Origin of the sequence: Jatrophihabitans sp. GAS493, assembly GCF_900230215.1 — a bacterium.
Taxonomy (GTDB): domain Bacteria; phylum Actinomycetota; class Actinomycetes; order Mycobacteriales; family Jatrophihabitantaceae; genus MT45.
Map to the genome: position 1 here is coordinate 464,913 of NZ_LT907982.1, position 12,222 is coordinate 477,134.

At 65.2% G+C, this 12,222-nt stretch carries 12 protein-coding genes, 2 tRNA genes and 1 pseudogene; 9 read left to right on the forward strand and 6 right to left on the reverse strand.

The features are described 5' to 3' along the window. The first annotated feature begins 95 nt into the window (after window positions 1–95). Complete coding sequence (locus CPH63_RS02100) at window positions 96–389, forward strand: putative quinol monooxygenase (protein WP_241895872.1); 294 nt, start codon at window positions 96–98, stop codon at window positions 387–389. Between the two features lie 127 nt (window positions 390–516). On the opposite strand, the gene CPH63_RS02105 is transcribed toward CPH63_RS02100, so the two are convergent. Further along, a complete protein-coding gene (locus CPH63_RS02105) occupies window positions 517–1,191 on the reverse strand; it encodes a class I SAM-dependent methyltransferase (RefSeq protein WP_096301359.1) in 675 nt (224 codons plus the stop codon). A 587-nt stretch (window positions 1,192–1,778) separates the two neighbouring features. Between CPH63_RS02105 and CPH63_RS02110 the strand changes: the two genes are divergently transcribed. The 3 genes from CPH63_RS02110 to CPH63_RS02120 all read left to right on the forward strand — a co-directional run bounded on the left by CPH63_RS02110 (window position 1,779) and on the right by CPH63_RS02120 (window position 3,621). Beyond that, window positions 1,779–2,786 (forward strand): DUF2332 domain-containing protein, encoded by a 1,008-nt coding sequence (locus CPH63_RS02110; protein WP_157749218.1) that lies wholly within the window; start codon window positions 1,779–1,781, stop codon window positions 2,784–2,786. Window positions 2,787–3,094: 308 nt separating this feature from the next. Next, a complete protein-coding gene (locus CPH63_RS02115) occupies window positions 3,095–3,346 on the forward strand; it encodes a hypothetical protein (RefSeq protein ID WP_096304886.1) in 252 nt (83 codons plus the stop codon). Next, window positions 3,343–3,621 carry a type II toxin-antitoxin system RelE/ParE family toxin gene (locus tag CPH63_RS02120; RefSeq protein WP_096301361.1) on the forward strand — a complete coding sequence of 93 codons (279 nt, stop codon included), beginning with the start codon at window positions 3,343–3,345 and terminating at the stop codon, window positions 3,619–3,621. Before CPH63_RS02115 ends, CPH63_RS02120 begins: the two co-directional genes overlap by 4 nt. Before the next feature lie 90 nt (window positions 3,622–3,711). Here the strand turns inward: CPH63_RS02120 and CPH63_RS23595 are convergent. Beyond that, window positions 3,712–4,410 (reverse strand): annotated as a pseudogene (locus CPH63_RS23595) (nuclease-related domain-containing protein); the annotation flags it as partial. 38 nt (window positions 4,411–4,448) lie between these two features. Between CPH63_RS23595 and CPH63_RS02130 the strand changes: the two are divergent. Together CPH63_RS02130 and CPH63_RS22685 are read left to right on the forward strand one after the other, a co-directional pair. After that, a complete protein-coding gene (locus CPH63_RS02130; RefSeq protein WP_206745630.1) occupies window positions 4,449–5,360 on the forward strand; it encodes an HNH endonuclease in 912 nt (303 codons plus the stop codon). 61 nt (window positions 5,361–5,421) lie between these two features. Beyond that, on the forward strand, window positions 5,422–5,646 hold the full coding sequence (locus CPH63_RS22685; RefSeq protein WP_197704527.1) for a tyrosine-type recombinase/integrase: 225 nt from the start codon (window positions 5,422–5,424) through the stop codon (window positions 5,644–5,646). A gap of 123 nt (window positions 5,647–5,769) precedes the next feature. On the opposite strand, the gene CPH63_RS02140 is transcribed toward CPH63_RS22685, so the two are convergent. After that, window positions 5,770–5,842 (reverse strand) — tRNA-Arg (locus CPH63_RS02140). A gap of 281 nt (window positions 5,843–6,123) precedes the next feature. Between CPH63_RS02140 and CPH63_RS02145 the strand changes: the two genes are divergently transcribed. Together CPH63_RS02145 and CPH63_RS02150 are read left to right on the forward strand one after the other, a co-directional pair. Beyond that, window positions 6,124–6,849 carry a MarR family winged helix-turn-helix transcriptional regulator gene (locus CPH63_RS02145; protein WP_096301364.1) on the forward strand — a complete coding sequence of 242 codons (726 nt, stop codon included), beginning with the start codon at window positions 6,124–6,126 and terminating at the stop codon, window positions 6,847–6,849. Beyond that, on the forward strand, window positions 6,821–7,429 hold the full coding sequence (locus tag CPH63_RS02150; RefSeq protein ID WP_157749219.1) for a hypothetical protein: 609 nt from the start codon (window positions 6,821–6,823) through the stop codon (window positions 7,427–7,429). The genes CPH63_RS02145 and CPH63_RS02150 overlap by 29 nt, the downstream gene beginning before the upstream one ends. 98 nt (window positions 7,430–7,527) lie before the next feature. Here CPH63_RS02150 and CPH63_RS02155 read toward each other — a convergent pair. The 3 genes from CPH63_RS02155 to CPH63_RS02165 all read right to left on the reverse strand — a co-directional run bounded on the left by CPH63_RS02155 (window position 7,528) and on the right by CPH63_RS02165 (window position 10,368). Next, window positions 7,528–7,620 (reverse strand) — tRNA-Ser (locus tag CPH63_RS02155). A gap of 109 nt (window positions 7,621–7,729) precedes the next feature. Continuing rightward, a complete protein-coding gene (locus CPH63_RS02160; RefSeq protein ID WP_157749220.1) occupies window positions 7,730–9,505 on the reverse strand; it encodes a phosphatidylglycerol lysyltransferase domain-containing protein in 1,776 nt (591 codons plus the stop codon). 89 nt (window positions 9,506–9,594) lie between these two features. Beyond that, on the reverse strand, window positions 9,595–10,368 hold the full coding sequence (locus CPH63_RS02165) for a TetR/AcrR family transcriptional regulator (protein ID WP_096301367.1): 774 nt from the start codon (window positions 10,366–10,368) through the stop codon (window positions 9,595–9,597). 163 nt (window positions 10,369–10,531) lie between these two features. Between CPH63_RS02165 and CPH63_RS02170 the strand changes: the two genes are divergently transcribed. Beyond that, window positions 10,532–12,199, forward strand: coding sequence for an MFS transporter (locus tag CPH63_RS02170; protein ID WP_197704528.1), 1,668 nt, complete (start codon window positions 10,532–10,534; stop codon window positions 12,197–12,199). Window positions 12,200–12,222 lie beyond the last annotated feature (23 nt).

A 12,222-nucleotide genomic window follows, 5' to 3' on the forward strand; every position in this document is an offset into this window, starting at 1 on the left:
AGGCTTGTCGGACATGCACCCCCCTCGACTCTGACTGGAATGCGGAAGAGCCGGTAGACCGATGACTTGGCGCTTGCGATACTCGATTGGTGTTTATGCTTCATGGCCGCCTGGCCGCCAAGTCTGGTATGCGCGGGGACCTGCTGGCGATCCTGACCGAAGCCGCGAGCGGCAGCCTCCTGCCCGGTTGCCGACTATATGTCGTCGGGATCGAGGAAGGCGACTCCGACGGTGTGTGGGCGACGGAGATATGGGAATCGCCGGAGGCTCACGCGGCGTCGCTTCAGATGGACAGGGTCCGGGACCAGATTGCTCGGGCGATGCCGCTGATCGATGTCGACGCTTCTACCCAGCAGAAGCTGGACGCGATTGCCGGCATTCCTGCGTGAGACCAGGAGTCACCTGCGCAGCGTGTCGTCACCGCAAGCCAGCCGACCGGCGACACTGAACGCACCGACCCGGCACGTCACACCGTCGGCCGGTCGGAGCCGGTCGCGCTCGGTCCGTCCGGAGCCGTCAGCGGTAGAACGTGAAGATCAACTCGCCGGGGTGCAACTGTTGAGGTGGTGTGTTGAGCCGGTTTACGCCGACTCGCATGCCAGTTCCTTCGATCCATTCCTCGCAGGACAGTTCTTCGAACCCGGCTTGGTTAAACCATCGGCGGATGTCCGTTCCAAGATCGGGATCCTGCGCGCCGCGAGTCCAGATGACCGTGGCCCCCGGTGCACATAGCTGACGGGCCACGTGCACGAGCCGCTCGATGTCGGATGCGGAGATGTTGCCCATGATCCCGCTGAGGAGCAGGAGGTCGGCCGGGATGAGATCGACATAGGTGGCGGTGGTTCCGGCATCGGCTTGAACAACGTTTAGGGCGAGATCGAGCTGCGCGATGCGTCGGCGAGCGACGGCGGCGTTTATCGGGTAGATCTCGACCAGGGCGCCGCTCACTCGGGCGCGGTCGTTCCGGCCACGGGCCTGCAGCGCGCCCAGGATGTCATGGCCTTGGCCGGCGCACACGCTGAGCACGCGTACCGAGCCTGGCGTGCGGTCTAGCCACTCGAGAATGGCCTGCTGGACGTGGCGCAGCCGGACCGAGAGGCTCGACTCATGGTCGTCGTACGCCGCGTGCCAGGCCACGTAGTCACGCAGCTGCGGATGGTCTGGACCTGGATCGGCGCGATGGTCCGTCATTCTTGGATTGTCCCTGACCGCACTTTAGGACCGGAACATACCGTCGGGGTCGCCAAATTTTGGGTTATTCGCTTCGGCGAACGGCGCCTTAACGGCGATCGTCCGGCGCGGCGAGACCGGCCGCCGCAAGCTTTCTCAGCGATCTCGCGCACCGGTGGGGCCAGTCGCCGAGCGGCACACGGCGGAGCTGAGCCACCAGCCCGCGTGAACAGCACACTCCACCGGCGACATAGTCCGAGCCCTCACCACTGACCGCCCTGCAACCGTCCATTCAAACAGCACGTGTTGCGAAGACGGCTCGAATCCTCGTCGGCCCAGCCGGGTCCGTTTTCAGACGGCATTACCGACTCGCCGGCGGCGAAAACAGGAGCCAAAGAGGCCGCTCTCCGGCAGCGGACACACCAGTTGATACTGCGGCAGAACCACTGACCAAGACTCCACGACCTACATACGCGCCGAAGCACGGTCGCAGTTGTGACGCGCTGCGGCTCTGCCGAGCACAGTAGCGGCAGCGCAGAAGGTTCCTTCCCACCAGCCGCACCGACACTGTGCATCAGCGCGGGAACATAGTCGGAGATGATGTTGTGGTGCAACGGCCTGAGGATGTCCGCGCGGCATTCACCGAACCGGAGGAGTTCTGGAGCTCGCCGCTGTACCGTACGCTGTCGGCCGCGGTGGCCGGTGATCCGTACCTGGTGGGTTTGGCTGCGCATACTCGCGACGGGCAGGTGCCGACGTTCGCCTTCTTCGGTGCGGTGCACGCGCTGCTGCTCGACGGCGCGGAGCACCCGCTGGGCGCCTACTACCCGTCGCTGCGCGGCGACGCTGCCCTCCCCCCGGAGGGCGCCGGTCAGCACCTGCTGGCCTTCGCCCGTCATCACGAGACCGCCATCATCGGCATCGTCTCCACCCGATTCGCGCAAACCAACCAGGTGCGGCGGGCGGTTGGCCTGCGCCTGGGCCTGGCCGCGATCGCGCCGTCGCTCAGTGATCAGCCAGCACACCTACTCGAGGTCGGCACCAGCACCGGTCTGCTGCTGCGCCACGCGCATTACGGATACCGCCTGGGCGTTCGGCAGTTCGGCGACCGTGATCCGCCGGTTCAACTGACCACCGAATGGCGCAGTACCCAGCCACCACCAGATCTCGACGCCATACCGGTCCTCGCCTCCACCTGCGGAGTGGACCTGAACCCGCTCGACGCGACCGTCGAGGCCGACCGGCGCTGGCTGGAGGCGCTGATCTGGCCGGAGGACCGCGACAAAGCAACCCTGCTGCACGACGCGCTCACCCTCGCCACCCACGAGCCGGTCCAGATCATGGCCGGGGACGCCATCGACCTGTGCCCCGTGTGGTCGACGCGCACCCCCGCCGGCGAACCGCGCATCGTGTTTCACTGCGCCACCCGCATGCACGTACCCCTCGATCAGCGCGCGGACTTCGACCGCGCCATCGACAACATCGGCCAGGACGGGCCGCTCTATCGGATCATCATCGAAGGCGACGGCATTCAGATCACCGAGCCCGGACAGCCGACCTCCCGCCGATTCGACGCAGAGGGCCACCTCGGATGGGCCGCGCCGGCCGATAGCTGACCACGCCTCGTGGGCGCCGGGCGGTTTAGGCTGACGGAGTTCGGCTGACGTTTCCCAGTTTGAGAGCCAGTTGGTCTGGCCAGGCGGACAGGCAGTGAGGCTTGCGAGGCGCAGAGGTGAGGTTAGCCCAGCCCGAGTCCAAGGTTAGCCAGGATCTACGCTGCACCGAAGGCTGACCATCGCACGCGTTTCGCAAGCGAACGAACCACGCTGGGCTGTTCGGTCGGATGCCGGGGGATCAACTAACGTTCGCGACCGACTGGCCGTGCACCATAATGGTGCTTAGAGGTATCGTTATGGTTATGGCGATGACATTGAGGCTGCCACCGGAACTCGACGCCGCGGTCCGTGTGGCGGCCGACGAAGAGCACCGCAGCGTCCAGCAGACGGTCGTTCACGCCCTCGAGCTGTACCTCGCCGCTCGCGAGACCGCCGACATCAAAGCCGACCCTGACGCCCTCCGGGCCCTCGCCGAAGCACGCGATGCAGTCCGGGCCGGTGACGTTGCGTATGGAACCGACGCGGCGCGAGCGTTGTTGAAGGATCGCCACGCGTCGTGAGCGACGCCTTCGAGCTCGGAACAGCACCTCCTGCTCGCCGTGCGATCTCCGAGCGGCTTCCGCCGGACATCGCAGCCGCGGCCGTCGAGTTCATTACTGGACCGCTGCTGGCCAACCCCCACCGCGTGGGCAAGGCACTTACCGAAGAACTCACCGGGGTCTACAGCGCCCGGCTCGCCACCAACTGGCGCATCCTCTACGAAATCGATGAGATCAACCGCGTCGTCATCGTCCTCGACATCCGCCACCGATCCAGCGCATACCGGAGCCGTTGACTGCGCAATACGGACAGACACTGGAAGCGACGAGCCAGTACTGTTGAAGCTAGTTGGCGGGGCGTTGAATTCGCCCCAGAGCACGATGACCGCCCGCACCCAAGGGGTCCGGCCATTCAATTTGGCGAGTTCGTCGTGAACTTTGGCTGCGTTGCCGCGGGCCTGTCCAGCCGGATTGAACGTGTAAGCGGGTCGATCTGCGCCCGGGCGGGTCACCGCCAACGTCTCACCTGTGCGCGTGACGGTGCCGTTCGTTGTCTTCGTCTCCAGCACAAAGACTCCGGCAGGGCCGACGACAAGGTGGTCGACGTTCGCGCCACCGAACGTAGGAAGATCATGCCGCACGGTCCACAACGCCGGGTCGAGGTCGCTTAGCGCAGCGGCGGTACGTTGCTCGCCGTATGCGCCATTGCGCCAGTTCTCGATCCAGCTCGGCGGACTTTGGCGGACGATCACGGCCGCGGCCAGCGCCATACCCGCGAACAGCCCCGTCTCCCAGGCGGCGGCCGGCCAGAGTCGACTGCCAGCCAGCGAGCCGATGACCAGCGTCGCGACGACGCCGTTGACGATCCGAAAGAAGCGGCGGTTACGTCCGATCCACTCAAGTCGTAGTTCTTCATAGCGCCTCTCGGCGGACTGGCCAGCCCGACTGCGCCCCCGGTGAAATCCCATGCCTCTAGTGATCGACCGGGTCTCCGATGACCTTTGCCGCGGTCCGGGCACACATTTTTCCGGCAATCCTCTCGCCAGCGTTTGCACGGACCTTCGGCTGTGGCCGCGTCGCCACATCGAATACGCTGACCGGCAGAACTTTGTGGGAGGAATTGGTGACTGATCCCGGCTCGTTTGAACACCGTGTTCGCCAGGAGGCGATGCGTTGGCTCACGGTCCGAACGAACGACGGGCAGGACGAGATTTCGTCGCAGGATCTCTTGGATTTCGCCATTGATGGTGAACCATTCCGTCTTCTCGACGCCCAACGCGGGATTCGCAAGCCTGCGGCGTTTGCTGCCGCACTGGCGATCCGGACCACTTACACGTCACCGTCCCAGGAGCGCCCGTACGACGACAACGTCGGCGCCGACGGCCTGCTGCGTTACAAGTGGCGCGGCATCGATCCTGACCATCCCGAGAATCGTTCACTGCGCGAAGCGATGCGACTCGAACTGCCGCTCATCTGGTTCTTCGGCGTCGGACCCGGCGTGTATCGGCCCGTGTTCCCTGTCTTCCTGCTCTGGGAGGAGGCTGCGAGCCACCAGTTCGTCATCGATCCCGACGTAGCGCGTGGCCTCGTCGCGAAGAACAGTCCGGTCGAGGAACATCTGCGCCGGTACATCCTCCGAGAGACGAAGCAACGACTGCACCAGCCAGTCTTTCGAGCCACCGTTCTGCGCGTCTATCAAAAGCGATGTGCGGTCTGCGCGTTGGGCCATACCGTCCTGCTCGACGCCGCGCACATCATCCCAGATCGGCACGAAGAAGGCATCGCCTCGGTCACGAACGGCCTAGCGATGTGCAAGATCCACCACGCGGCCTTCGACAACCTGATCCTCGGGATCACGCCAGACCTCATCGTGCAAATCAGACCAGATCTGCTGGACGAGAAGGATGGCCCAATGCTCCAGCACGGCCTGAAAGAACGGCACGGCGAGCGACTAATGGTGATACCCAATGCCCGAGCCGAACGCCCAAATGCGGACCTGCTGGCGCGGGCCTACCAGAGATTCAAGACGGCCTAGTCAAGCTATTGGTGGACTCGCTGGTCGGGTGCCGGTTCCATCGACTCGTCCGCTTCCAAAAATGACATCCGGAGACGCTCTCCTCACTGTGGGACACCACGCTCGAAACCGGTTTCACGATGCCCGCCACACCTGCGGGACGTTGCTGCACCTTCAGGGAGTGCCTGTCGCAGTTATCTCGGCCTGGCTCGGACACTCCAACGCGGCGTTCACCAGGAAGGCCTACGTCCACTCCGAGCTGGACGCGTTGCACGACGTCGCCCGGTATTTCGAGCGGGAGCAGTGACATGACTGATGGCAATTTGATGGCATCGGCAGATTTCCCGACCGATTCTGACGTCCTATTCGAACAGGACGTACGACAAAGGCCCCGAACGAATTCGGGGCCCAGGACTGTCTCAACACAGCGTGCGCCCGACAGGATTCGAACCTGTAACCTCTTGATCCGTAGTCAAGTGCTCTATCCGTTGAGCTACGGGCGCTAGTACTAGTTCGGCACCGAAGCGCCGCAGCGATTCTGTACCGACGAGTGAGTCTACAGGGCGATTTTCGTTCCTCTGACCAGCCCCGAACCAACCCGGCCAGCACCCCCGAACAGCTCCGGCAACCCCATGAAGCACGACACGCGGGAGCAAGTTACTACCGAGAGTCACAATTCAGCAGGCGGATCGGACAGAAACCGTTACAGTGACCATAGATACAACATCGCTGACAACTGTTGACGACGACAACGTTTCGCAGATCGGACACCTGGTTTCGGGCCATGACCGCCAACGCTGTAACTCAAGACGACAAGCTCATCGACGACTGGCTAAGCATCGTCGATAGCGTCGAGCGCGCCCAGCGCCGCATGCTCATCGACATCGAGCGCAGCGGCGTCTCTCCGGCGACCTTCCAGGTTTTGCAGCTGCTTCTCCGCGCCGAAGACCACCGCCTGCCGATGAGCCGGCTGGCCAAGTCACTCTCGATGACCGGCGGGGGCTTCACCAAGCTGGCCGACCGGATGGCCCGTGACGGCCTCATCGACCGGCGCCACTCCGACACCGACCGCCGTGTCATCCGCGCCCAGCTCACCGAGGCCGGTGAGCAGCTGGCCATCGAATCCGTCCAGCGCTTCCGCGAGAGCCTCTCCGACTACCTGCTCCCCTCGATGTCACCGGCGACGGTGCACGCGCTGGCCCAGGCGATGAACGCCCTCAGCGACTCGCTGGCCACCGAATTCATCACCGGACTCGACGAGACCGTCTTCGAGGTCGTCGCCACCCCGCGCGACCCGTCCCTGCCTGACCGCCGCGGCGGGCGCAACGGACGCGAGCCCTGGACCGACGCCCAGCGGGCCGCGCATCGCGCCGCACTGGAGGCCGAGATCGAGGCCGCCGAGAACGCCACCCCAACAAACACAGCAAGCTCAGCTAGCCCAGCAACACCCACTCCCCCGCCCAGTTCTGAACTGTCAAGCCATGACCCTCGTTTCGGGACGTCAGAGTAGGCCGGGGCGACGAGCCGGCAATCGAGCCACCCTGGTAGTGCTCCTGGTCGTCCTGCTCGGCGCGTGGCTATCGCATAAGTACGGCGGCAAGAACTCGCCCAGCCCGGCGGCCAAGGACCCGATCATGAGCACCGTGCACACCGCGCTCACCGTCGATCAGACGCTGCACCTGCCGGCTGGACCCCGCCCCACCGCCGCTGACATCGATCTGCAGCGGGCCAGCAGCACGGCTGCGATCAACTCCTTCTTCACCGGCACCGCCGCCGCACAGGAGCGGGCCAGCCTTCAGCAGACGCTCTCCAAGGAGGCGGCGCTGCAGCCGACCATCCTCAGTGCCGGCATCGAGAATCTGACGTTCCGGTCGATCACCATCAAGGGCAACACCGCAACCGTCCTCTGCAGCCTCACCACCTGGACGCGCTACACCGTCACCGATCCGGCCGGCAACACTGTGCTCACCCAGCCCCGGGCCAACGTGACGGCCAATCTGACGCTGGTCAAGAACACGTCCGGCCGCTGGTTGGTCACCACGTACAAGGCCGAATCGGCCAACGCCTCCGGCTCGGCCGAACCGCAGTAACCCAGCAACCCAGCAACCCAGCAACCCAGTAGACGAAAAAAGTCCCGCAATCGCGAAGATTGCGGGACTTTCTACGTCAAAGAGCACGTCATACAACGTGGCGGAGGCTCGGGGATTTGAACCCCGGATGGGCTTGAGACCCAAACCGCATTAGCAGTGCGGCGCCATAGACCGGACTAGGCGAAGCCTCCTGTGGCCTCCAAACCAAGAAATCTCTTGCTTTGGCTACCAGCGCGCCAGCTTACCAAGGGATTCGACACTCGCCCAACGCAGGGCAACGCGCAAGGACTGCGCAACGATTCAGGAGCGTCCGAAGAGACGCCCGATGAAGTGTGGACGCACCAGAAACGCCTCAGCCTCCAGCGCTGCGATGACGATCCGGGGCAGATCCCGGGTCGCCGGGAAGGACAGGAAACGGGGCTCCCAGTCGGGGCGGAACTTCACGTTGAAGCGGTAGAGCGACTCGATCTGCCACCAGCGCGACGCGAACATCAGCACCGAACGCCAAGCCCGCAGAATCGGCCCGGCGCCGATCTTCTCGCCCCGTTCGATGGCATCCCGGAACACCGCGAAGTTCAGCGACACCCGCCGCACGCCCAGCTGCGGGCCGGCCTGGATCAGGTGCGTGATCATGTACTCGTTCAGCCCGTTGTCGGCCGTCCGGTCGCGGCGCATCAGGTCCAGCGAGAGGCCGTCCTGACCCCACGGCGCGAAGTTCAGCATCCCGCGCAGCACACCCTCGGAGTGGGCCGTCGTCACGACGCACTCGGGATCGGACGGATCTCCGAGCCGGGAGAGCGCCATCGAGAATCCACGCTCGGTCTTGGCCCCGCGCCAGGCATCGGCCACTGCCAGCAGCTCCCGGAACTCGACCGGGTCGATGTCCTTGGCTCGTCGCACCTGCACTTCATAGCCAGAACGCGCCACCCGCGTGCAGGCCTGCCGCACCCCGCGCATCGCCCGCCCGTCCAGGCTGAATTCGGCGACGTCGACGATCGCCTCGTCGCCCAGTTCGATCGCGGCCAGGCCGTACTCGCGGCGGAAGACGATCGCGCCGAGCTCACTGCAGCCGACCACCGCCGGCGTCCAGGCGTAGGACTCCACCATCTCCCGGTAGGCCGCGATCGCCCCCGGCCACGCCTCGGGATCGCCGATCGGGTCGCCACTGGCCAGCGCCACCCCCTGCACCACCCGGTAGGTGATGGCCGCCTTCCCGGTCGGCGACCAGAGCACCGACTTGTCCCGCCGCAGCGCGAAGTACCCCAGCGAGTCCCGATAACCCTGCTTCTCCAGCAGGTCCCGCAGCCGCTGCTCATCGTCGGCCGACAGCCGCGAGATGTGCTCGGACGGGCGCAGCGCCAGGATCAACACCAGCACGACGGTGAGCAGCGCGAAGCCGAAGAGCGTGTAGTGGAAGATGTCGTCGAATCGTTCGCTCTTGAGCTTCACCTCCCCGTCGACGCCGACGAGCCCGTAAAGCACCTCCTGCAGACGCTGCCAGAACGACGGATCCCCGACGACCATCCGCGGATAGAAGTAGAGCATCGCCATGCCGTAGACGATCGCGACGGCGAAGAACTGGAAGAAGATCTTCACCGCCACCCAGCGCGTCGCCGGATCCGACTTCGCCGTGAAGCGGGAGCGTGCGGTGATCAGTAGGACCAGCAGAATAAGGACGAAGAGCGCCTCACCGACGCGCCGCCCCTTGAGAACATGCCCAACGGTGAGCACCACCGTGGCCACTACGGCGACCCGCCAGGCCAGCCGCTTTCGCTTCCGTAACCCGGCCGCGACCCGCAGCAGTACAAGACCGGCACAGGCGACCACGGCCGTCGCCGCGGCATTCCCCGGCACCGGCAGGATCCGCACCAGAAACCCGACTCGGAACAGTTCGTCCGGCCAGACCGCATCCAGCAGCGTGAGTAGACCCAGCAGCATCGCGACGGTGGCGATGATGCTCGGAGAGCGCTCCAGATAGCGAACGCGGAATCGCGCCCACCGGCCGAGGCTCGCGGCGGTCGGGTCGACCGGGCGGCCCGGGCCGCTCTGCCGCTTCTGCTGCACAACTGCAGGCACCGTCGAATCCGCTCCCGATTTACTGCCGTCTCACTTGCGTACTTGGTCGAGTACGAGGATACGCGGGGCGGGTGTGAAGTCGGCCTGGGTCAGGGTGCGCCCAAGCGGCCCGCGGCCACTGGCTTCGGACGTCCGGACGGGGTCGTATTCGCCAGCAGCGGCAGCAGAATGCCGTCGACGATCCGCTCGATGTCGGCGTCGGTCACGGCGCGCCCGACGAGCAGCATCTGATGAGTCAGCATCGCCGGCAGCACCTGGGCGATGAGGTCCAGATCAACGCCTGCGCTGACCTCGCCGCGACGAGCTCCCCGCTCCAGCAGGGCAACCACGGCATCGTGGGTTGGCTCGTGCAGCCGCTCCTTCACCGCCCCGGCCGTCTTCGGGTCGCGGTTGGCCTCGCAGCTCACCGCCCGCATGGCCTCCCCGGCGACCGAGACGAACTCGACGATGCGCCGACCGAGCGCTATAAGCGCGGCTCGGGTGGTGACGTTCTCGGGCAGGTTGTCGAAGGTGGCCCGCTCGCTCTCCTCGTCCAGTCGGGCGAAGAGCGCATCGAGCACCAGGTCGAGCTTGTTGGGCCAGCGCCGGTAGATGCTGGCCTTGCCGGTTTTGGCCCGGGCGGCGACGGCGTCCATCGTGAGTCCGGCGTAGCCCTGCTGGGTGATCTCGACGAAGACCGCCTCGCGAATCGCCTGCTCCAGCGCCGCCCCTCGCTTGCGGGAGCGCAGGCCGGCGATGGCGTTCATGGCGATCGCGGCGGGGCAGCTCTCCGGCAGCCGGTCAGTCGGCTTCGACTGGGTGAGCCCGTCCGAGGCAGGCAGAAGGGGGGTTTCGACGTCGACGACCGCCGGCTTACTTCGCATCGTTGTCAGACCCCCAGTCAATAATCATTGGTGACGATAGTGCACGGTTGCGTACCTTAGAGCAACAGGACTATCTTACTCTTTTAAGAGACGATGACGTCCCTTAAACGTCTTTCCATCGCTCGCTTTCCCTAGCTTCACCCGAGTTCGAACGGAGCATCCCGTGACCGGGACAGATCAAAAATCCTCTACCTCTGGCTCCACCGCGCGGCGCACTATTCACCCCGGGCTGGTTCTGCTGATCATCGCCGGCGCCCAGGTGATGGTCGTCCTCGACGCCACCATCGTGAACATCGCACTCCCCTCAATGGGTGAGTATTTCGGCAAGAACCAGACCGACATGACGTGGGCCCTCAACGCCTACACCCTGGCCTTCGGCAGTGGTCTGCTGCTCGGTGGGCGCTCCGGTGACCTGCTCGGCCGGCGCAAGATGTTCATCATCGGCCTTGGCCTCTTCACCCTCGGCAGCCTGCTGGGTGGCCTCTCATTCAACTTCGGATTCCTGCTCTTCGGACGGGTCATCCAGGGCTTCGGTGGCGCGATCGCCTCACCGACCGCCCTGTCGCTGATCACGACTTCGTTCGACGAGGGCGAGGAACGCAACCGCGCCATCTCCGTCTACGCCGCCGTCTCCGGCGCCGGTGCAGCCGTGGGCCTGCTGCTGGGTGGCATCCTCACCGAGTACCTGACCTGGCGCTGGGTCCTCTTCGTGAACGTCCCGATCGGCATCCTGCTGATGGTCGGAGCCTTCCTCTACCTGCACGAGAGTGAGCGACTCAAGGGGAAGTTCGACTTCATCGGCGCCGTCTCCTCGGCCCTTGGCATGTTCATGCTGGTCTACGGCTTCATCCATGTGGCCCACGACGGCTGGGCCAACGCCGAGACCTACGCGCTCTTCCTAGCGGCCGCCGTGCTGCTCATCGGCTTCGTCGTCTTCGAAGCGAAGGTCGCCAAGGAACCGATGATGCCGATGCGCATCTTCGCCAACCGCAGCCGCTCCGGGGCCTACATCGTGATGCTGGTGGTGGGCGCGGCGATGTTCGGCCTCTTCTACTTCGTCACGTACTTCATCCAGCAGGTACTCGGCTACAGCGCCCTCAAAGCCGGTTTCGCCTTCCTGCCGGTGGCCATCACCATCGGCATCACCGCTCAGATCGCCGGCAAGGCGCTACCCAAGGCCGGACCGAAGGCACTGATCACCGGTGGCACCGGGCTGCTGGTGGTGGCGATGCTGCTGCTCTCGACGGTCACCGCCGAGAGCACGTACCTCGGCAAACTGCTGCCCGGCATGATCATCCTGGCCATTGCCATGGGTCTGATCTTCGTCCCGATCACCAGTGTCGCGGTCTCCAACGTCCGCAACACCGACGCCGGTCTGGCCTCGGCACTGCTCAACGTCGGGCAGCAGGTTGGTGGCGCGATCGGTCTCTCGGTGCTGGCCACGGTGGCGGCCACCACCGGCAAGAACTACGCCAGCGCTCACATCAGCGACGCCGGCAAGGCCGTGGCCACGCTCCCGCAGGATCTACAGCAACCGGTCCAGGGCTTCCTCGGCAGCAGTGGCGGGAAGGCTCCGGAACCCGAGCAGATTCAGGCATTCATCCATAGCCAGCCCGCGGCCGAGCAGGCCACCCTGCAGCACTTCTTCGGACCGGACGGTGCCCTGCAGCAGATGTTCACCGCGCACGTCCAGGCGCACTCCTCGGCGATGGGCTTCCTCACCGCCGCCGTCTTCGCGATCGTCGCCCTCGTCGTCGCGGCCACGGTGATCAACGTCAAGAAGGAGGACCTGCCCACGGGCGCCGAAGACAGCGCGCCGATGGTCGTCTGATCCGGCGTTTTGGTGGCGGGGGC

Coding starts and splice junctions, on each gene's coding strand:
- CPH63_RS22685 (WP_197704527.1), top strand. CDS start 5,422: ATGACATCCGGAGACGCTCTCCTCACTGTGGGACACCACGCTCGAAAC.
- CPH63_RS02165 (WP_096301367.1), bottom strand. CDS start 10,368: ATGCGAAGTAAGCCGGCGGTCGTCGACGTCGAAACCCCCCTTCTGCCT.
- CPH63_RS02105 (WP_096301359.1), bottom strand. CDS start 1,191: ATGACGGACCATCGCGCCGATCCAGGTCCAGACCATCCGCAGCTGCGT.
- CPH63_RS02100 (WP_241895872.1), top strand. CDS start 96: ATGCTTCATGGCCGCCTGGCCGCCAAGTCTGGTATGCGCGGGGACCTG.
- CPH63_RS02150 (WP_157749219.1), top strand. CDS start 6,821: ATGACCCTCGTTTCGGGACGTCAGAGTAGGCCGGGGCGACGAGCCGGC.
- CPH63_RS02115 (WP_096304886.1), top strand. CDS start 3,095: ATGACATTGAGGCTGCCACCGGAACTCGACGCCGCGGTCCGTGTGGCG.
- CPH63_RS02145 (WP_096301364.1), top strand. CDS start 6,124: ATGACCGCCAACGCTGTAACTCAAGACGACAAGCTCATCGACGACTGG.